This window comes from Micromonospora sp. NPDC047521 (genome assembly GCF_055587305.1).
In genome coordinates, this window is record NZ_JBVJGN010000004.1 from 304,939 (window position 1) to 324,681 (window position 19,743).

Consider the following 19,743-nt stretch of genomic DNA (forward strand, 5'->3'; position numbering starts at 1 on the left):
CGGCGCGGCCTACTGGCCGCTGAGCACGTGACCGGACATCCAGGACACGGTCCGCTCCAGACCGGTGCGCAGCGGTACCGGTCGCACCGTGGGGAACAGTTCCCGCAGCCGGCCGCAGTCGGCCTGCGAGTCCCGTACGTCGCCGGGGCGCGGTGGCTCGTGCACCACGGGCAACGGCCGGCCCATGATGTCCTCCAGTTCGGCGATCAGGTCGAGCAGGGAGATCCGTGCGCCGAAGGCGAGGTTCACCACGTCGGTGGTGGACACCCGGCGGACGATGGCGTCGACGAGCACCGAGGTCACGGTGCCGACGAACGTGAAGTCGCGGGTCTGCCGGCCGTCACCGTGCACCCGCAGCGGCTCGCCGGCGAGGGCTGCGGTGACGAACCGGGGCAGCACGGCGGCGTACGCGTGATGCGCCGCCTGCCGTGGGCCGAAGACGTTGAAGAAGCGGAACGGCAGCACACCCATGTCGTAGCAGGACGCGTAGGCGACCGCGTACGCCTCGGCGGCCAGCTTGGAGACCGCGTACGGGGAGACCGGGATCGGGCGGAGTCCCTCCTGCCGGGGCAGCACCGGGTTGGCGCCGTACACCGACGAGGACGACGAGAGGATCACCTGCGGTACGCCGTGCCGGCGGGCGGCCTCCAGCACCATGAGCGTGCCTGTGGCGTTGGCGTGGTGGCTGGGCAGCGGCCTGTCGATGGAGCGCGGCACCGAGCCGAGGGCGCCCAGGTGCACGACGCTTGCCGCGCCGGCGACCGCCTCGTCGAGCAGGTCGGGGTCGAGCACGGTGCCCTGGTACAGCCGGACCGGTTGGCCGTGCAGGTTGTCCAGCAGGCCGGTGGAGAGGTCGTCGACGACCACGATCTCGGTCACCTGTGGGGTCTCGTCGAGCGCCCGCACGAGATTCGCGCCGATGAATCCGGCTCCCCCGGTCACCACTACCTTCACGAGGTCTCCCCTTCGGCCGGTCGACGGCGGCCCAGCACCCGCTGCCAGTGGGACAACGAGCGCTCCGGACCCAGGTCACGCGGTACGGGACCGGCGTGGCGCGTGTCCTCCGATCCGTTCCGTCAGTTGTCAGCGCTGATGGGCGAGTGGGGACGGGGGCGTCGGAGATGCGAATCGGACTGATCAGTCAGTGGTACCCGCCGGAGAACACGTTCGTGCCGGGTCAGCTGGCCACCGAGCTGGCCCGGCGCGGGCACGAGGTGCGGGTGCTGACCACGTTCCCGAGCCTGCCGCTGGGTCGGACCTACCCGGGGTGGCGACAGCGGTGGAACCACCGCAGCACCGAGGGCGGGGTGGCCGTACGGCGGGTGCCGGCGTACCCGAGCCACGACCGTTCCGGCCTGCGCCGGGCGGTGAGCTACCTGTCGTTCGCGGCGACCAGCGCCGTGGCCGCCCCGCGACACCTGCGCGGGGTCGACGCGCTCTACGTCTACCACCCGCCGCCCACCTCGTACGCCGCCGCCGGGCTGCTACGCCTGTTGCGCGGCGTACCGGCGGTGCTGCACGTGCAGGACCTGTGGCCGGAGTCGGTGACCCAGTCGGGGATGGCGCCGGCGGGGCTGGCGGGCAGGGCGTTGGACGCGGTCCTCACCGGGGCGATGCGGCGGATCTACCACTCCTGCGCCGGCATCGCGGTGATCGCTCCCGCGATGGCGGAGCAGGTGGTGGAGCGCGGCGTGGACCCGGGCTCGGTGCGTACCGTCTTCAACTGGACCGACGAGGCGCTGTTCCGGCCGGTGCCGTGCACCGACGCGGCCCGTACGGCGATCGGCCATCGGGGACGGACGACTGTGATGTTCGCCGGCAACCTGGGGTTGTTGCAGGGCGTCGACGTGGCGATCAGGGCGGCGGCGGCCGCACCGGACGCGGTGGACCTGGTCTTCGTCGGCACCGGGTTGGGCGCCGAGCAGGCCCGCAAACTCGCCGACGACCTGGGCGCGACGAACGTCCGGTTCCTCGGCCGCCGGCCGGCGGCGGAGATGGCCGAGCTGTACGCCGCCGCCGACTACCAGCTGGTCATGCTGCGGGACCTGCCGTGGCTGCGCGGCACGGTGCCGTCGAAGTTGCAGGCCGCGCTCGCCTGCGGGGTGCCGGTGCTGATGTCGGCGGACGGCGACGCCGCCCGGCTGGTCGAGGCCGGTGGGGCCGGGCTGGTCTGCCCGCCGGACGACTGGCAGGCGCTTGCCGACCAGTTCGTCGCGGCGGCACGGGTGCCGGCCGAGCAGCGGCTCGCGATGGGCCGCCGGGGTCGTCAGCTCTACCTGGACCGGATGTCGATGCGCGTCGGGGTCGACCAGATCGAGGACCTGTTGAGCAAGGCGGCGGCCCGGGGGCGCGGCTGACACACAGCGGCAATTGCCCGATTTATTGGTTAAAGCACAGGTACCTCCCTCGATCTCCACCTAGGCTCGTCTGCGGCACGGTCCGGCGTCCGCCCGGCCGGGAGCACCGCTCGGCAGGAGGAGAGCCCGTGGCTCAGGGGTACGGCGCAGCGCGGTCCATCGTGGAGCATCCGCAGCGGCGCCCCGACGACGCCACACCTGCCCGGTCGCCGATCGGTCTGCCCCGGACAGCCGCGCCGGCACCGGCGGCCAGCGGCGGCAGCCGGTGGAACCTGGCGGGGTTCAGCGTGCTGCCGATCTGCCTCGCCGCCGTCCTGGGCACGGTCAGCCCGAACCTGGCCTACCAGGGCGGGCTCTGGCTCGCCGCCGCCGCGCTGCTGACCAGCGGTCGCATCCCCCGCACGGGACCGGCGGACTACCTGGCGATCCTGATCTGCTGCTGGGCCAGCGCCACGCTGATGTGGAGTCGGGACATCGAGAGCAGCCAGATCGCCGTACGGGCCTGGTGGACAGTCGCCCTGCTGCTGATCGCCGCACGGCACGTGCTGTCCAGCAGGCGTCGCCTGCTGCTGGTCGCCGGTTCCTACGTCGCCGGCGCGGGATGGACGGCGGCCGAGCTGATCCGGGCCAGCCGCCTGGACCAGACCGCGCTGCGCGTCTCGCTGGAGGGCGTGGGCGTCAACTACACCGCGTACTGCCTGGTCACCGCCGTCCTGGTCACCGTCCTGCTGCTGGTGGCACGGGTCGGCACCCGCCCGGTCCGCGCCGCGCTCTGGCTGCTGCTGCCGCTGTTCGGGTACGCGACGATGCTCACCGGAACGCGGGCCAGCCAGATGGCGCTTGTCGCCGTCGCGGCGTACCTGCTCGTGGACCGGCTGGCCGGGCGGACCTGGGCCGTCGCCGTCGGCGCCTCGGCAGTCCTGCTGACCCTCGTACCGTTCGGGCACCTGACCCGCTACCAGCCACAGTGGCTCGCGAACGTGTTCGACAGGCCCCTCGACGACCTCTCCGGACGGCTCGCCATCTGGCCGGTCGCCGAGGCGTCGTTCTGGGACTCGCCGCTTGTCGGCATCGGCGTCGGCGCGTTTCCCGGCACCAACCCCTACTACGGGGTGGGCGCCCACTCGCTGGTGCTCACCCTCGGCAACGACCTCGGCCTGATCGGGATCGTGATGTTCGCGGCGGTGATCGGCTTCCTCATCCGGGACGCGGCGCCCGGGCTGAGCCGCCGGCACGGGATGCTGGTGGGCGCGCTGATCGTCGGGTGGACGCCGATCTGGCTCAGCGGGCACTGGGAGATCTCGCCTGTGGCGTGGCTCGTGCTGGCCCTGTGGTCCCGGCTGCCGGTGGCACTGCTCGACCGGCCCGTCGAGACGAAGCCTGTGGTGCCGGGCACCCGCCCGGCACGGCCACCGATGGGTCTGGTGCGCTGAACGGGCCGCGCCGGCCCGGCACGCCGCGCGGGCCCGCGCCGACCTCGTAGCCGCGGGTCAGCCGACCCGGCCCGGGGCGGGCGCCGGCACGTCGGCCGGAGTGTCCCGCTCGCCGGTGAGCCCGCACAGGTCGGCGAGGAAGTCGTGCATCCGGCGCCCCTGGGCCGCCGGGTTGCGGGTTTCCCGCACGAACCGGGCGCCGCCGGCGCCGCGCTCACGGGCCGTGCCGGGCGGCAGACTCACCACCCGACCCAGGGCCGCGCGCAGCCCTTCGACGGTGTCCGGCTCGGCGAACGACAGCCAGGGGGTGTAGTCCGCCGGGATGCCCGGCAGCCGGGTGCTCACCACAGGCACGCCGGTGGCCAGGTACTCGATGATCTTCGACGGGAACGACCAGCGGACGAAGTCCTGATCCACCGGCCGGGGGTTCACCAGCACGCTCGCCCGGGACAGCCGGGGCAGCAGCTCGGCCCGGGGCAGCAGCCGCGGCGGCGCGATCCGCCGGTCCACTGCGGCCTGGTCACGCAGCCAGCCCTCCAGTTCACCACGCCCGTACACGCACAGCCGCAGGTCGTCCCCGGGCAGCCCGCGGAACGCCTCGACGAGCCGGTCGACGCCGTAGGCGCGGCTCAGGCCGCCGGCGTAGACGACGTCCCGGGTCGCCACCGGCGGTGCCTCGGCGACGCTTGCCGGCCCGGTGGCGCAGATGCCCTCCATCACCAGCCGGGGCCGGCCGGGCGCGAAGTCGTCGGCGAGCGCGGGCGTCAGCGCGATCACCCCGGAGCAGCGGGCCAGCGCGGCCCGGACCAGCGCCACGTCGAGCCCGCGCAGCAGCCGGACCACCCGTCCGTCGGTGGGCAGCGCGACACCCGGCGGGTCGGTGAGCACCGGCACCACCCGGACGCCGCGCCGCCGGGCCCGCAGCACGCCGAACCACAGGAAGGGCGAGTGCACCCCGTGGACGAGGAGCACATCGGTCGCCTGCTCCCGCAGCTCCCGGCTTCCGGTGCGCCAGGCCGCCACGAACCGGGTGAGGTGCTTGAGGCCGAGCAGGTTGACGAACGCCAGCAGGTGACCGTCCACGCCGTCCTGCCGGAACCGTCCGGGGCGGAAGCGGACCTGACGGTTGCCCGGCCAGGTGGACACCGGGGCGGCCGACAGCAGGTGCACCTGACAGTCGGCGGCCCGCAGACTGTGGACCAGTCCCCAGGCGAAGGTGTGCGTCTGGGTGGGCATGATGGTGTCCCGGGCGATGATCTCGGCGAGCAGGTCGTCCGGCACGGTGAAGCCCAGCAGGGTGACCCGTGGGCTACGACGGTGCGCCATGCTCACTCCCCGATGATCCGCTGGTAGACCCGGTCGAGTGAGCCGAGCATGACGTCGAGGCTGTAGCCCTCGGCCACCACCTTGCGACCCAGCTCGCCCACGTGCAGCCGCTCGGCGGAGTCGTCGAGCAGCGGCGACAGCGCTCCGGCCAGTGCGTCGGGATCACCCGCCGGCACCAGCCGGCCGCCGCCGGAGCGCAGCACCTCGACGTTGCCGCCGACCGCCGAGGCGACGACGGGCAGCCCGTGCGCCATGGCCTCCAGCAGCGCGTTGGAGAGGTTCTCGTGCAGGGTCGGGAAGACGAAGAGGTCCGCCGCGCCGAGCAGGTCCGGCACGTCGAGTCGGTTGCCGAGCAGCCGTACCTCGACGTCTCCGGTGTCGGCGAGGGCCGCGGTGATTCCCTCCCGGTCCGGGCCGTCGCCGGCGACGAGCAGCACCCGGCGGGCGGCGGACCGGCGGACCGTGGACGGGGGCAGTCGGCGCAGCGCGTCGGCGAGGACGCCGTAGCCCTTCTCCCAGGTCAGCCGGGACACCGCGATCATGGCCACGTCGTCGGGGCGCAGGCCCAGCGCGGCGCGGACCCGCTCCCGGTGCGCGCGGGGGTGCGCCGGCAGCGGCACCCCGTTGGGGATCACCCCGACGAACGTCGCGCCCGGGTCGCGGAGGAAGTCGCGGCGGGCCGCGTACTCGCAGACGGTGCCGACGTGGCTGGCCATCCGCAGGGTGGCGGGTTCGGCCCCGTGCACGAGCAGCCGGCGACGCCAGGGCCGGCCGGGCTGCCGCAGGTCGCGGACGGTGCCGTGCACGGTGACCAGGATCCGGCGGCAGCCGGCGAGGCGGGCGGCGAGCACCCCGTGGAAGCCCTCGTTCTGCAGGCCCCGGACGTGCACGAGGTCGGGGCGGACGCGCCGCAGCAGGCGTACCCACTCGCGCAGCAGTGGCACGTTCAGGCTGCCGTTGCCCGCGTGCTGGTGCATCCGGACGAACTCGTAGCGCTCGGCCAGCGGCGAGTCGAGCACGCGCTGCACGGCGGTCAGCGGGCCGTTCGCCCCCGGCGTGCCGGCCGAGTGCTGCACCACCACCGGCCGGGTCACGGGGCGACTCCGACAGGCGCCGGGCGGCGTCGGCTGTCGCGCACGGTGTGACGTTGCATGGCCCCTCGTTCCGCACGAGGCTCGACGACGAGCCGGTCCGGGTGCGCCGGCCGCACCCCGGGTGGTAACTGCGGCAGCCGCGACGAGGTGACGCCGCCGCGCCGGGCCCGATCGCTCACGGCCCCACGACAGTCGCGGCGGTGGTGGCCCTCTCCGGCCGCGACGACCCGCCGGCCAGCACCCGGCGGTAGCCGACCACGGCGGCCGGCAGCACCGTGAGCCCGTAGGCCACGGCCGAGGCGAGCGCCACCCCGGGCAGGCCCACCCGGGCGGCCAGCACGATCTTCAGGGGTACGGCCAGCAGCAGGCAGCCCGTCCAGCCGACGAACTGGGGTCGGAGCAGACCGACGCTGTTCTGCACCATGAACAGTGGAGCGGCGACGGCCAGCAGCACCGACCAGACGGCGAGCCCGGCGAAGAGCGTGGGCGACACCGGCGGGAGGTCGGCCGCGCGGACCCAGAGCCGCAGCACGTCGTTGCCGATCAGCACGAGCGCGAGTCCGGGTAGGACGACGACGCCTGCGGACAGGCAGACCATCCGGAGGGTGACGCGCCGTACCCAGGTGAGATCACCGCGGGCCAGCGCCTCGCCGTTGGCCGGCCAGAGCGGCAGGTTCACCAGGGTGATGAAGAGCGTCAGCAGGGCGAACATCCGCAGCACCACCGCGTAGGTCGCCGCGGCGGGAAGCCCGAGCACCCGACCGATCAGGAAGCCGTCGAGGTTGAGCACCACCGACGAGAGCACCGAGAGCAGGAAGAACCGGGCGCCCAGCCGGAGGAGCCCACGGGCCACCGCCGCCCGCACGTGCCGCGGCCGGGGTCGCAGATCCCGGTCCTGCCAGGCGAAGTAGCAGACGGAGTTGGCCAGGTTGATCACCGGCACCGCGAGCACCGCGGCGGCGATGACCGCCACGTGACCGGCGTCGCCGGCGACAGCGGCGTAGACAAGCGCGACCGAGACGAGGCTGCCGCCGGCCTGCCAGAGGTTGCTCTGGGCCACCTGCTGGTGGGCGTACTGGACCCGCTGGATGAGGGCGAGCGGGATGTTGACCAGGAAGGCGCCGAAGCAGAGCAGCACCACCGCCCGGGCGTCGCCGGCCACCGCCGGGGCCGTGGCGTTCAGCAGCGCCGGCCAGGGCACCCACCACAGGCTCGCGACAAGCACCACCACCAGCAGTACGGACAGCGCGCCCAGCAGCGCGTACGCGCTGGAGACCTCCCGGGCCGCCGCCTGCCGTTCGCCGGTGCCGCGCAACCTCGCCAGCCGGGTCAGCAGCCCGTTGCCGAGCCCGAAGTCGGCGAAGAGCGCCATGCCGGTGAGCGAGGTGACGGCCATCCAGAGGCCGTACCGCTCCGCGCCGAGGCTGCGAAAGGCCAGCGGGGTGATCAGCAGTGGCGCGGCCAGGCCGACCATCTTGCCGGCGAGCGAGGACACGATGCCGCCGGCGAGCACACGGCTGCGGGTCTTCCCGGTGTCGGGCGGGACCGGTGGGCTCGCGGGTGTCGGCCGCTCGGCCACGACGAGACCGGGTCGCCCGGCGACGGGCGCCTCTCCGGTGGTCGGTCGTCGCATGCCGTGCCGCCTCCACGCCCCGTCGACAGGTCACCAGGTACAACGACCACCGATCGTCACGGTTGCTGTACGTAGTCACACGATCACCGACAGCGTTGCGACACCGGTTTCCTCTCCGACACGGCGGCGCGAGCCAGCTCTGGCCGACCCGGACTGCCTAGACTTATCGGCCATAACGGTTGAACAACCCGAATCCTCCGAGGGGGGCAGTCCGTGGGCGAGCCCACCACGACGACGGACCTGATCCCGGCCGCGCGGGCCACCGCGACGCCACAGGTGCTGGCGGTGGCCGCGTACCGGTTCCCACACGGGGACGCGATGTCCAACCGCCTGCTGCAACTGGCCCGCTCGGCCACTCCGCCGGGCGGTACGACACTTGTGGTCAACGACTGGCCGCAGGACGGGTCGCGTCCACCGGAATCCCCGGACCTGCCCCCCGGCGTCCGACTGATCACGCTGCCCCGCCGTCGCGTCGTCGGCGGGATGGCGGGCCGCTGGCTGCACAGGTACACCCGTCCGCTGCGGGTGCTGGCCGCCCTGCGCGGCGCGGGCGTCCGCCCGGCGGCGCTGGCCGGCGTGCACCTGCCGCTCAGCGTGTGGAACCTGGTCACCTGGGCGGTGCTGCGCACGGCCGTCCGCTGCCCGATCACCGTGGACGTGCTCGAACGGCACGACCGGACGCAGTTCCCCCGGGGCTGGCTGACGCCGTACTTCGTCCGGCACCGCTGGGCGTTCTTCCTGGCCGGCCGGCTCGCCGACCGGGTCATCGCCATCTCCGAGACACTGGAGCGGCACTTCGTCGGCAAGGGCCGACCCACGCTCGTGGTACCGCCCCAGGTGGACTGCGCCGACTACGCCGACCCCGCGCCGACCCCGCTCGACGGCGGGCTCCGGCTGCTCTACGCGGGATCGGCAGGCGCCAAGGACCAACTGGCAGTGGTGCTGGAGGGCATCCGCGCACTCGCGCCCGAGGACCGGTCCCGGGTACGGCTGGTGATCGCCGGGATCAGTCGGGAGCGGGCCGGCAGCCTCTCCGACCTGGGCAACGCGGACCCTTCCGACCTCGACGACCGGGTGACATTCCTCGGTCGGGTGCCCCGCGACCGGGTGCTCGCCGAGCTGCGCCTGGCGCACTTCTCGGTGCTGGTCCGGCCGCCGGCCGGGTACGCGCAGGCGGGCTTCCCGTCCAAGGTGCCGGAGAGCCTGGCCGCCGGCTGCCCCGTGCTGCTCAACCACACAAGCGACCTGAGGCGGTACATCGTGGACGGCCGGGAGGGGATCGTCCTCGACGGCGCCGGGGCGGACGACGTGCGGCGCGGGCTGGAGCGGGCGCTGCTGCTCGACGACCAGGGCTGGTGGGCGATGAGCCGGGCGGCCCGCGAGCGGGCGTACTGCTTCGACTACCGCGCCTGGACGGCGCTCGTCAGCGACTTCGTCACTGGCGGCTCGGGCGTCGGCAGCTCGGCCAGACCGGCCAGCTCGGCGGGGGTCAGCCGCCGCTGAGGTGGGTAGAGCTGCCGCTCGTGGTCCCGGATCGTCTCCACCGGCCAGCGCAGTCGGATCACCCGGGCCGGGTTGCCGGCCGCCACGGCGTACGGCGGCACCGACCGGGTGACGACCGCACCCGCGCCGATCACCGCACCCCGGCCGATGGTCACGCCGTGCAGGATCACCGCGCGGGTGCCGACCCAGACGTCGTCGCCGATGGTCACGCCACGGTCGTGGCTCTCGTCGCCGGGCTTCTTGCCGACCGCGATCATCGGTACGCCCACCTGGTCGATACGGTGGTTGCCGCCCCTGATGGTCACCTCGGGGCCGAACATGACGTTGTCGCCGATCCGGATCCGCGCCCGGGCCGCCACCAGGATCGGCCGGTATCCGAGATCCACGTTGTGGCCGACCTCGATCGTCTCGCAGGTGTAGACGCCGTCCGGGTCGAAGGTGAAGTTGTCGCCCCGGGCGGCGAACCGGTTGGCGAGGGCGAGGCCCCTAACGGCCCGGCGGGCGCGGGTGACGGTGTCCGCGAGGCGGTGCAGCGCCAGGACCACCGCCCCGACGACGGCACCCGGCCGACCCGCCGCCACCCGCATCAGAACCCCGCCCGGCCGGCGCCGACCTGCTCGGGCACCCCGTAGATCTGACGGATCACGGCGGCCTTCTCGGCGGCCGGCAGGTGCCCGCACCCCAGCGACCGGGCGCGCATCCGGTCGAGGTAGTCGTCGACGCTGCGGATCACCCGGGCCGGCACGCCTGCCGCGACACTGTTGGCCGGGATGTCGCGGGCCACCACCGAGCCCGCGCCGATGATGCACCGGTCGCCGATCGTCACGCCGGGCAGGATTGTCGTCCGTACGCCGAGGTAGACGTCGTCCCCGACGGTGATCGGGGCGGTCCACTCCAGATCGGGCACCTCTCTGCGCAGGATCAGCGTGCCGCCGTCGTGGGTGATGAACTGGACCCCCGCGGTGACGTAGACGTTGTCACCGAGGGAGACGAGCCACGGCTCGGAGCCGAACATCGCCCGGTCGATGCCGTAGAAGCGGACCCGGCCGCGCAGGTCGACGCCGAGGGACCGGGCGAAACCCTCCGGGTCCCGGGCGGCGGCCCGCCGGTCCCGCAGGGCGTTCGCCACGCCGCGCACCATGCTCAGCACCACTGTCTCCGTCTCCGCTGCCGTTCGGTGATCACGCGGTCCGAAGTGTAAATTCGGCGACCTGCGCGGATTGCCACAATCACCCAAATTATGGGTAAATCCCCCACGGCGAGATGAGCGCCGCTCGGGTCCACGCTCACCGCGGGCCCCTCACCCGGGAGGGAAGCCGGTGACCCGACCCGTGTCCGGCGGTGGATTTCGCTGTTGACCGGGGCGACGCGGTTTTCCGACTGTGGTGAATTGACGTGTCGGAACTCGCGTCACTGATACAACACCTACATGCCTTTTGTCCCCGTATCTCCTGATGTTCGGACGCGCCGGCACCGGACGACCCCGTGAACGGCACTGTGTACCTGTCGCCACCCGACGTCGGGCCGCTCGAGGAGTCGTACCTGATCGCCGCCCTGCGCTCGGGGTGGGCCGCGCCGACCGGTCCCGACCTGGAGGCGTTCGAGCAGGCGATCGCCGGACGGGTCGGCACCGCCGGCGCCGTGGCGGTCAACTCGGGGACGGCAGCCCTGCACCTGGCTCTGCTGGGCGTCGGGGTCGGGCCGGGCGACGTGGTCGTCGTGCCGACCCTGACCTTCGTCGCCACGGCGAACGCGGTCCGGTACGTCGGTGCGCGTGCGGTGTTCGTCGACTGCGACCCGCGGACCGGAAACGTGGACGTCGACCTCGTCGACGACCTGATCCGGGGGCTGCGGTCGCGGGGTGAGCGCGTCGGCGCGATCGTCCCCGTCGACATGTTCGGCAGCTGCGCCGACTACAGCGCCCTGAGCCCGATCTGCGCCGAGGCCGGCGTGCCACTGGTGGAGGACGCCGCCGAGGCGCTCGGCGCCAGCCACGCGGGGCGGCCCGCCGGGTCGTTCGGGCAGGTAGGCGTGCTCTCCTTCAACGGCAACAAGATCATGACGACGTCCGGTGGCGGGATGCTGGTGTCCGACGACACCGCGCTTCTCGCGCGGGCTCGACACCTCGCCACGCAGGCCCGGGAACCGGCACGGCACTACGAGCACCGCGAGACCGGCTACAACTACCGGCTCAGCAACCTGCTCGCGGCCCTGGGCCGGGCCCAGCTGATCCGGCTGGACGGGATGATCGCCCGACGCCGGCACCTGCGGGACAGCTACGCGAAACTCTTCGCCCCGGTCCCCGGCGTACGGCTGCTCAACGCGGAGGACACCGAGTCCAACTGCTGGCTCACGGTTCTCACCGTCGAGCCGGACCGGTGCGGTTGGCGGGCCGACGACCTGGCGGCCCACCTGGCCGAGCGGGACATCGAGACCCGGCCGGTGTGGAAGCCGATGCACATGCAGCCAGTGCACCTCGGTGCGGAGTGTCTGCTCACCGGCGCGGCGGAACGGCTCTTCGCCGACGGCGTCACCCTGCCCAGCGGGAGCGCCCTGACCGAGCCGCAGACCGCCCGGGTGTTCGCCGCCATCGAGGAGTTCCTCGCCCTCCGCGCGGGCGGCTAGCCGGTCCGGTCCGGCCCGGTGGCGCGTCCGAAGTGGTACGGGATGTGGGCCGATCAGGTGGCGATGGGAGGCAATCAGGCCTGGCCGGTTCCCCCGAGACAGGCAATAGATCACGCCATTACCTGAAAAACGGTTACGACACCGCACTATGCCTGTAACAAGGACAAAGGGCGCAGTACGGGCCCTTCTGCCGTGTACGGCGGAAGCAGTCGGGACACGGGGCAGGAGGCAGGAGAGCCAGACATGCCGCAGGACACCGAGCACACGGACCACGCGCAGCGCCGGAACCGGCGGGCCAGGGCACGCCGGCGCACCATCGCCTTTCTCGCCACCGACACCACCGCCTGGATCAGCGGTTTCGTCGCCGCCGCCTGGACGCGGTTCGAGTTCCACCTCCCGCCGGGCCAGCTGGGTCGGACCGCGGCGATAGGCGTCCTCGCCGCCGTCGCGCACGTGGCGGTGGCGGCGGTACGCCGGCTCTACTCCGGACGTCACCCCCTGGGCAGCCTCCAGGAGGTTCAGGGAGTCGCCGGCACCGCGATCACCACGGCCGCCATCGTGCTGCTCGGCCTCCTGCCCAGCAGCCACCGGCCGGTGCCGGCGAGCACCCCGATGGTCGGCGGCGCCCTGGCCCTGCTCCTGATGCTCGGCGCCCGGTTCGCGTACCGGCACCGGCGGGACCTGTCCCTGCGACCCGACGTCCGGTCCTCGACGCCGGTGCTGCTGTTCGGGATCGGCGACGCCGGGCAGGAGCTGCTACGCGCGCTGCTCGGCGACCCACGCGGCAGGTACCTGCCGGTGGGCGCCCTCGACGACGACCCGGACAAGCGCGACCTGCGCATCCGGGGCGTCCGGGTGCTCGGCGGGCGACACGACGTCGGCCGGGCCGTGCGACGCACCGGCGCGAAGGCTGTCATCTTCTCGGTGGCCAACGCCGACGCCGCGCTGATCCGTCAGATCCGCGAGGCCACGCTGGCGGCGGGCGCGGTGTTCAAGGTCCTGCCGCCGGTACGGGACCTGGTCGACCACCGGATCACCGTCACCGACGTCCGCGACGTGCAGATCGGTGACCTGCTCGGGCGGCGCCAGGTCGTCGGCGACCTGCCACTGAGTACGAACAGCCTGGCCGGGCGGCGGGTCCTGGTCACCGGCGCGGGCGGGTCGATCGGCTCCGAACTCTGCCGGCAGGTGATGCAGGCCGACCCGGGCGAGCTGATGATGCTCGACCGCGACGAGTCGGCCCTGCACAGCCTCCAGATGTCACTCGCCGGACGGGCCCTGCTGGACGGTCCCGAGCTGATCCTCGCCGACCTGCGGGACGACGAGGGCATCCGGCGGATCATCCGCGAACGACGACCCGAGGTCATCCTGCACGCGGCGGCGCTCAAGCACCTGACGCTGTTGCAGCGGCACCCAGGTGAGGCCGTCCAGACGAACGTGTGGGGCACCCTGTCGGTGCTCGACGCCTGCCAGGACGTGGCCAGGTTCGTCAACATCTCCACCGACAAGGCGGCCAACCCGATAAGCGTGCTCGGATACTCCAAGCGGATCACCGAGCGGCTGACCGCGCACGCCGCGTCCCGCTTTCCCGGGACGTTCCTGAGCGTCCGGTTCGGCAACGTGCTGAGCAGTCGCGGTTCGGTGGTGACCGCCTTCCAACGGCAGATCGAGGACGGCAGGCCACTGACCGTCACCCACCCCGAGGTCACCCGCTACCTGATGACCGTGCAGGAGGCCGTGCACCTGGTGCTCCAGGCCGCCGAGATCGGCCGCGACGGGGAGGCGTTGGTGCTGGACATGGGCGAGCCGGTACGCATCGCCGACCTGGCCCGGCAGATGGCCGAGCAGGCGTCGAGCACCGTGCCGATCGTCTACACCGGCCTGCGTCCGGGAGAGAAGCTGCACGAGGACCTGCTCGGCACCGGCGAGATCGACGACCGGCCGTTCCATCCCCTGGTGTCCCACGTGGCCGTGCCACCGCTGGACCCGATGGAGGTGAGCGGGCTCGACCCGTACGAGGACACGGCGAAGGTCATCCATCACCTCGCCCTGCTCAGCGCCCAGCCGAGCGACCCGACGGTCCACGGTCCGCTGGGCGTACCCCTGCGTTCGCGCTGATCGACCACGACCGGGCACCGCCGGTGCGTCCGCATCCAAACCCCCTCACCGACAGTTATGCCGGGAGGACCCAGAGCGAGGTCGCGCCGCGGCACTCGCACCGCCCCGAGATCGATAGGACCGACACTTTGCGGGCCCCCGACGGCAGGTTCGAGCGGCAGGAACGGCCGGACACCGCGGGGCCGGGGCTGGCCGTCCAGACGGTCGAGCCACCCCCGCCGACGATCCCCGCCGCCCCGCGGCCGGGTCGCGGACGCCGGCTGCTGTCCTGGATCGCCACCGCGGCGCTGAGCCGGGCGGTAAGCGCGGTCGTACCCCTGTTCCTGCTGCCGGTGACGCTGTCGTACCTCGGCACCGACCTGTACGGACTCTGGGCCGCTGTCCTCGCGGTCACCGGGATGGTCGCCTTCGCCGACCTGGGCGTCGGCCTCGGGCTGATGACCAGGCTCGCGCCGTGCCGGGTGGACGGCGACTCGGACACCGCCCGGCGGTACGTCTCCAGCGCCTACGCGGCGGTCTGCGGCATCACGCTGCCGGTGTGTGGCCTGCTCTGGCTGGTTGGCGGCCTCGTACCGTGGCCGCTGCTGTTCAACGCGACAGGAGCGGCCGCGCGGGACGCCCACCTCGTCGCCCTGATCTGCCTGACCGCCTTCCTGCTGAACATCCCGTTGTCGCTTGTCGCCCGGGTGCAGTACGCGTACCAGCAGGTGGCCGTCAGCAACGTCTGGCAGGCGGGTGCGAGCGCCCTCTCGCTCCCGCTCGCGCTCGGCGCGGTGTACGCGGACCTTCCCCCGATAGCGGTCATCGCCAGCATCGCCATCTCCCCGTTGCTGGTCAACGTCGCCAACACGGTGTGGACGTTCGGCTGGCGCCTGCCGCAACTGGCGCCCCGCCCGAGGTTCGTCGACCGTCGCGGGGTCCGCGACCTGTTCGCTCTCGGCGGCCTGTTCTTCCTGGTGACGCTGGTGATGGTGCTTGCCGACAACGCCGACCCGCTGATCATCGCGCACATCCTGGGCCTGGCCAGTGTGACCGCGTACGCGGTGCCGGCCAAGCTGTTCACCCAGCTCGGCGCGCTCGTCACGCTGGTGAACCAGCCGCTGTGGCCGATGCACGGCGAGGCCCTGGCGCGCCGGGACCTCGACTGGGTACGCCGGACCGTCCGTCGTATGACAGTCGTCTCCACGCTCATCGCGCTGCTGCCGTCGACATTCCTGGTGGTGTACGGCGAGCAGTTCTTCGCCGCGTGGCTCCCGATCCCGATCGGAAGCCGTTCCCTGCTGGTCGGCCTGGCCTGCTGGTGGCTCGTGCTGGCCGCGATCTCCCCGCGGTTCATGGTGCAGAACGCGGCAGGGGTCGTACGCCCCCAGCTCTGCGGTTACCTGCTCTACCTACCGCTGTCCATCGTCGGCAAGGTGTTCGGCGTGCACTGGCTGGGACTCTCGGCCGCGCCGTTCATCGCCGTCGTCGTCTACAGCCTGACGGTCGTCCCGGCTGCCATCTACGGCTACCGGCGGGCGCTCACCGTGCGGGCCACCTGAGAGAGGCGGATCACCGATGTTGTCGCAGGACGAACACCCCCGGGTGCTGGTGGTGAGCCACACGCCCTTCAGCCGGGTCAGCGGCACCGCCATGACCCTGTCGAACCTCTTCTCCGGCTGGCCGAAGGACCGCCTCGGGCAGGTGCACACCGGCAACATCGCGCCGTCGACCGAGGTGTGCGAGAGGTTCTTCCACTTCCCGCCCCGGGACCACTACCTGCCGATCCAGTACTACTCCATGCGGATGCTGGGCTGGAACGGTCGTACGCCACTGCAACAGAGCCGACCCATCGCGGCCGTACACGCCGCGGCGGAGAGCCGCCCCGCCATGGCCAGGGCGTACGCGCAGCTGCGCGCGACCGCCGACCTCAGCCCCATCCGGGTGCCCCGGACGCTCACCGACTGGATGCGCGACTTCCGCCCCGACGTCGTCTACTCCATGCTCGGCAGTGTGCGGCTGACGAGGATCACCGCTCTGGCGGCGCGTACCTGCGGCGTTCCCGTGGTGCCGCACTTCACCGACGACTGGCCGGCGACGCTGTACGGCAACGGCGAACTCCTCGGGCGGGCCAACCGGTCCACGCAGGAGGCCATCGCGCGGCTCATCCGGCTGGCTCCGCTCGGCATGGTCATCAGCCGGCCGATGGCGCACGAGTACACCAGGCGGTACGGCATACCGTTCAGCCCGTTCGTGAACTGCGTCGACGAGACCTACTTCGCCGCACCGCGCGAGGAGACCCACCAGCGAGCGACGACGGAGCTGGTGTACGTAGGCGCGCTGCACCTCAACCGGTGGGAGTCGCTGCGCGACATCGGCGCCGTACTGGACCGGCTGGCCGGGGACGGCCTCCCGGCCCGGCTGACGGTCCACGCCCCGGAGAAGGACCTCGCCCGGTACGGCCGGCACCTCGCCCACCTAGAGCGGGTGCGGCTCGGGCCGTCGCTGGCCAGCGACGAGGTGCCGGAGGCGCTGCGGTCCGCGGACGTCCTCGTCCACATCGAGTCGTTCGACGAGGAGATCAGGCGCTACACCCGCTACTCGGTGTCGACGAAGATCCCCCAGTACCTCGCCTCGGGCCGTCCGATCCTCGGCTACGGCCCCGCCGAGGTGGCGTCGATGGACCACATCCGCGCGGCGGACGCCGGCGTGATCGTCGGTACGAACGACCCGGCGGCACTGGTCGCCGACCTCACGAGGCTCTGCCGTGACGCCGCGCTGCGCCAGCGGCTCGCCCGCAACGGGGTCGACTTCGCGCGGCAGGAGCACGCCAGGGACAGCGTCGCCGCGCGGTTCGCCGCCACGCTCCGCGCGGCGACGGACGTCGAATCCGTCAGGCAACTGACCGCAGAGGCACGTTGAGGTGCGAATGAGACGGTCGGGTTGGGTCGCCTGTGTGGGCCCGTTCCTCTTCCCGTGGGGTGAGGCGGGGTCGCGACGCGTCCACGGACTTGTGGCGTCGCTGGCCGCCGCCGGCTACGACGTGGTGGTCGCCGGCGGTGGGGCGGAGCCGCGCGGCGTCACCCCGCTGCCGGGTGTCGACGGGCCGGGTTCGGTGGCGTACGTCGGCCTCGCGGAGAAACCGCCGCCGGGCGCCGGGCCGCTCGCCAGTTCGATCCAGACCCTGGTGCGTTGGGGTCAACGGACGGTCCGCTGGCTCGACGCCCAACCGACCAGGCCCTCGCACGTCCTGGTGCACGGCGGTCAGGCCCAGTACATGTACCACCTCCAGCGGTGGTGCCGTCGTCACGACGTCCCGTTGATCGTCGATGTCGTCGACTGGTTCAACGGGCGCTACGTACGCGGCGGGTACCTCGGGCCACTGCACGCCAGCATGAAGCTCGCACTGCACCACTACTACCCGCGCTGCGACGGCCTCGTCGTGATCAGTTCGTACCTGGAGGACCACTACCGCCGAAGCGGCAGGCCGCTCCTGCGGGTGCCGCCCACCCTCGACGTCAAGGGCCTGACGCTCGACGCCCGGCAGACGGCGGCGGGCTCGTCCGGTCTCACGCTCGCCTACGCCGGCAACCCGCACGGGAACAAGAAGGACCTCCTGGGCACCGTCATCGAGGCGGTCAGCCGGGTCCAGCGCGACGGCGCGCGCGTCGAGTTGCGCATCTACGGGCCGACGCCGGACGAGGCACGCGGTCTGTTCGGCGGCCGGGCGCTGCCTGACGGTGTGCGGTGCCTGGGTCGCCTACCGCAGGCCGAGGTGGCCGCCGCCCTCCAGGAGGCGGATTTCACGGTCCTGATCCGTCGGCCGGAACGGGCCACCGACGCGGGCTTCTCGACGAAGTTCTGCGAGAGCCTGGCCAGCGGCACCCCGGTCATCGCCAACCTCACCAGCGACATGGGCAGGTACCTGCGCCCGCACCGTGAGGGGCTGATCTGCCGGGACCATTCGCTCGCCGAGGTCACCGGGGCGATCCGTACGGCTGCCGGTCTGAGCGACGCGCAGCGCAACCTGATGCGCCAGGCCGCGCGTAGCCAGGCACTCGAGTCGTTCGACTACCGGGCCTACGCGGAGCCGATCGGCGCGTTCTTCCGGAACTGGGGCTGACGATCCTGGGCTGCCGCGAGCCGCCGGCGCCCGGCGTTGAGTGACTGCATCGCCCAGAGCGCGAGCAGGGTGGCCATCCCGACTATGGATTCCGGCGCCATACCGAGCTGGTTGTTCGCCGGTACGTAGACGACGAGGATGCAGAGCTGGGCGAACAGCAACGTCGGGATCACCCGCCGGGAGGACACCGCCGCGCGCCAGGAGCCGGCGAAGAGCCAGCCGACCAGCCCCATGAGCAACGCCGCACCGGGGAACGTGAGGTCGGAGGCGAGCCAGGGATAGATCGTGGCCCAGTACATGCGTGCCGGCCACCCCTTCTCGTGCTCCGTCCGGTCCGGAAAGGGCGGGTGGTCGGTCAGGTCCACTCCGAACCTCTGCTCGGCGAAGATCGCCGCGGACGGTGAGCTACCCAGGCCACGGGACCACTCGAAGGGCACCTGGAGGTTGTAGGAGAGCCCCAGGTAGCCGTGGGTCGGGTAACCGATGACGTCCGCGACACCCTCGGCGATCGGCGTGCCGACGACGCGCTCCACCGTGGGGTTGACCTGGACGAGGGCACCGGTGGTGCCGAACTCGGTCGCCCGCGTCGCATGACTGTGGACCATGTAGATGGCCAGGAGCGCGAACGCCGCGCCGACCACCACGAGCGTTCCGCGACGTCGCGAGCTGATGCGCCGTCGCCGCCGGACCGACGCCCGGGCGACAAGCATCCCCGCCGCCAGCATGACGGCGACGTCGCCGAGCCCCTTCGTGGTGCCGATGAAGAGGTAGAACGCCATGTGCAGCGCCGTCCCGGTCAGGCCGGCGAGCCGCAGCCAGGTGGGCAGGCTGCGCCAGTGGACCACCAGCAGGGGTACGAGGGCCACGCTGAGCACGCCGAGCGGGAACAGGAGGTTCATCCACGGGCTCGTGGTGCCGATGCCCTGCTGGTAGATCTCGAACTTGTTGAGATAGCCGGTGGCCGGTGCCCTGACGCTCGCCCACACGCTCTGCGGGCCGGTGGCGCCGAACTCGGCCAGTCGCGTCAGGCTCACCACGACGTAGTAGACCGAACTGGCCAGGACCAGCTGTCGCACCTGCCGGATGCGGTCGATGGAATGGGTCGTGACGGCCGCGGACGGCGCACGGCGTGACATCTGCGCCACGTATCCACCGGCGAAGAGGGCCGTCGCCGCGACCACGAAGACGCAGAGCTGGCCCGGGTTCGTGACCTCGCGGGCCAGCCCGGTCAACCAGAACGCGCCGAACGTGCCGAGCATCCAGGCCAGGGCGAGCCACAGCGGAAGCCAGGTCACCGTCCGGGAGGTCGGTCTTGCGGCGGTGGTGTCCGTCCGCGGTGCGCGGCGGTCAGGCGGCGGCGAGACCGTGCGCCAGCGGTCGTCGACGGCATCGCGGTACGACCGGTGCCGCCCCCGGCTGATCCCGTCGACGGCTGTCACCACAGTCCACTCCCGACCGGGTGTCCCGGTGAGCGGGCAGCGTCGAGCCGCCGCGAGCCACGCTGTTGAGCGCTACGCGATTCCCCGCACCAGAACTGCCCGGACACACCACG

Annotated in this window: 15 protein-coding genes; 8 read left to right on the forward strand and 7 right to left on the reverse strand. The window is 72.5% G+C overall.

Annotation, left to right across the window (positions count from 1 at the left end):
- Positions 1 to 9: 9 nt before the first annotated feature.
- Positions 10 to 954, reverse strand: coding sequence for an NAD-dependent epimerase/dehydratase family protein (locus ACZ6N8_RS12160; RefSeq protein WP_364371682.1), 945 nt, complete (start codon positions 952 to 954; stop codon positions 10 to 12).
- A 167-nt stretch (positions 955 to 1,121) separates the two neighbouring features.
- Between ACZ6N8_RS12160 and ACZ6N8_RS12165 the strand changes: the two genes are divergently transcribed.
- Both ACZ6N8_RS12165 and ACZ6N8_RS12170 read left to right on the forward strand, forming a co-directional pair.
- A complete protein-coding gene (locus tag ACZ6N8_RS12165) occupies positions 1,122 to 2,357 on the forward strand; it encodes a glycosyltransferase family 4 protein (RefSeq protein ID WP_466009535.1) in 1,236 nt (411 codons plus the stop codon).
- Between the two features lie 128 nt (positions 2,358 to 2,485).
- Positions 2,486 to 3,790 carry an O-antigen ligase family protein gene (locus ACZ6N8_RS12170; protein ID WP_466009536.1) on the forward strand — a complete coding sequence of 435 codons (1,305 nt, stop codon included), beginning with the start codon at positions 2,486 to 2,488 and terminating at the stop codon, positions 3,788 to 3,790.
- A 57-nt stretch (positions 3,791 to 3,847) separates the two neighbouring features.
- On the opposite strand, the gene ACZ6N8_RS12175 is transcribed toward ACZ6N8_RS12170, so the two are convergent.
- The 3 genes from ACZ6N8_RS12175 to ACZ6N8_RS12185 form a co-directional block, all read right to left on the reverse strand.
- On the reverse strand, positions 3,848 to 5,116 hold the full coding sequence (locus ACZ6N8_RS12175; RefSeq protein ID WP_466009538.1) for a glycosyltransferase: 1,269 nt from the start codon (positions 5,114 to 5,116) through the stop codon (positions 3,848 to 3,850).
- A 2-nt stretch (positions 5,117 to 5,118) separates the two neighbouring features.
- On the reverse strand, positions 5,119 to 6,210 hold the full coding sequence (locus ACZ6N8_RS12180; RefSeq protein ID WP_466009539.1) for a glycosyltransferase family 4 protein: 1,092 nt from the start codon (positions 6,208 to 6,210) through the stop codon (positions 5,119 to 5,121).
- Positions 6,211 to 6,385: 175 nt separating this feature from the next.
- Positions 6,386 to 7,843, reverse strand: a complete 1,458-nt coding sequence (locus tag ACZ6N8_RS12185; RefSeq protein WP_466009540.1) for a lipopolysaccharide biosynthesis protein — start codon at positions 7,841 to 7,843, stop codon at positions 6,386 to 6,388.
- Between the two features lie 213 nt (positions 7,844 to 8,056).
- On the opposite strand from ACZ6N8_RS12185, the gene ACZ6N8_RS12190 reads away from it, so the two are divergent.
- Positions 8,057 to 9,346, forward strand: a complete 1,290-nt coding sequence (locus tag ACZ6N8_RS12190; RefSeq protein WP_466009542.1) for a glycosyltransferase — start codon at positions 8,057 to 8,059, stop codon at positions 9,344 to 9,346.
- Here ACZ6N8_RS12190 and ACZ6N8_RS12195 read toward each other — a convergent pair.
- Together ACZ6N8_RS12195 and ACZ6N8_RS12200 are read right to left on the reverse strand one after the other, a co-directional pair.
- Positions 9,244 to 9,933 carry an acyltransferase gene (locus ACZ6N8_RS12195; protein WP_466009544.1) on the reverse strand — a complete coding sequence of 230 codons (690 nt, stop codon included), beginning with the start codon at positions 9,931 to 9,933 and terminating at the stop codon, positions 9,244 to 9,246. The genes ACZ6N8_RS12190 and ACZ6N8_RS12195 overlap by 103 nt on opposite strands.
- Positions 9,933 to 10,487: a DapH/DapD/GlmU-related protein gene (locus ACZ6N8_RS12200; RefSeq protein WP_364372140.1), complete on the reverse strand. Its 555-nt coding sequence runs from the start codon at positions 10,485 to 10,487 to the stop codon at positions 9,933 to 9,935. Before ACZ6N8_RS12200 ends, ACZ6N8_RS12195 begins: the two co-directional genes overlap by 1 nt.
- A gap of 344 nt (positions 10,488 to 10,831) precedes the next feature.
- On the opposite strand from ACZ6N8_RS12200, the gene ACZ6N8_RS12205 reads away from it, so the two are divergent.
- The 5 genes from ACZ6N8_RS12205 to ACZ6N8_RS12225 all read left to right on the forward strand — a co-directional run bounded on the left by ACZ6N8_RS12205 (position 10,832) and on the right by ACZ6N8_RS12225 (position 18,191).
- A complete protein-coding gene (locus ACZ6N8_RS12205) occupies positions 10,832 to 11,971 on the forward strand; it encodes a DegT/DnrJ/EryC1/StrS family aminotransferase (RefSeq protein WP_466009546.1) in 1,140 nt (379 codons plus the stop codon).
- A 243-nt stretch (positions 11,972 to 12,214) separates the two neighbouring features.
- Complete coding sequence (locus ACZ6N8_RS12210) at positions 12,215 to 14,089, forward strand: polysaccharide biosynthesis protein (protein WP_466009547.1); 1,875 nt, start codon at positions 12,215 to 12,217, stop codon at positions 14,087 to 14,089.
- A gap of 128 nt (positions 14,090 to 14,217) precedes the next feature.
- The gene (locus ACZ6N8_RS12215) at positions 14,218 to 15,630 is read left to right on the forward strand and encodes a lipopolysaccharide biosynthesis protein (protein ID WP_466009549.1); all 1,413 of its coding nucleotides are present in this window, start codon (positions 14,218 to 14,220) and stop codon (positions 15,628 to 15,630) included.
- Between the two features lie 16 nt (positions 15,631 to 15,646).
- A complete protein-coding gene (locus ACZ6N8_RS12220; protein WP_466009551.1) occupies positions 15,647 to 16,990 on the forward strand; it encodes a glycosyltransferase family protein in 1,344 nt (447 codons plus the stop codon).
- Positions 16,991 to 17,024: 34 nt separating this feature from the next.
- The gene (locus ACZ6N8_RS12225) at positions 17,025 to 18,191 is read left to right on the forward strand and encodes a glycosyltransferase family protein (protein ID WP_466009552.1); all 1,167 of its coding nucleotides are present in this window, start codon (positions 17,025 to 17,027) and stop codon (positions 18,189 to 18,191) included.
- On the opposite strand, the gene ACZ6N8_RS12230 is transcribed toward ACZ6N8_RS12225, so the two are convergent.
- Entirely contained in the window at positions 18,149 to 19,633 is a 1,485-nt protein-coding gene (locus tag ACZ6N8_RS12230) for a hypothetical protein (RefSeq protein WP_466009553.1), read from the reverse strand. The genes ACZ6N8_RS12225 and ACZ6N8_RS12230 overlap by 43 nt on opposite strands.
- Between the last annotated feature and the right edge of the window lie 110 nt (positions 19,634 to 19,743).

Coding starts and splice junctions, on each gene's coding strand:
- ACZ6N8_RS12165 (WP_466009535.1), top strand. CDS start 1,122: ATGCGAATCGGACTGATCAGTCAGTGGTACCCGCCGGAGAACACGTTC.
- ACZ6N8_RS12175 (WP_466009538.1), bottom strand. CDS start 5,116: ATGGCGCACCGTCGTAGCCCACGGGTCACCCTGCTGGGCTTCACCGTG.
- ACZ6N8_RS12185 (WP_466009540.1), bottom strand. CDS start 7,843: ATGCGACGACCGACCACCGGAGAGGCGCCCGTCGCCGGGCGACCCGGT.
- ACZ6N8_RS12195 (WP_466009544.1), bottom strand. CDS start 9,933: ATGCGGGTGGCGGCGGGTCGGCCGGGTGCCGTCGTCGGGGCGGTGGTC.
- ACZ6N8_RS12200 (WP_364372140.1), bottom strand. CDS start 10,487: ATGGTGCGCGGCGTGGCGAACGCCCTGCGGGACCGGCGGGCCGCCGCC.
- ACZ6N8_RS12210 (WP_466009547.1), top strand. CDS start 12,215: ATGCCGCAGGACACCGAGCACACGGACCACGCGCAGCGCCGGAACCGG.
- ACZ6N8_RS12220 (WP_466009551.1), top strand. CDS start 15,647: ATGTTGTCGCAGGACGAACACCCCCGGGTGCTGGTGGTGAGCCACACG.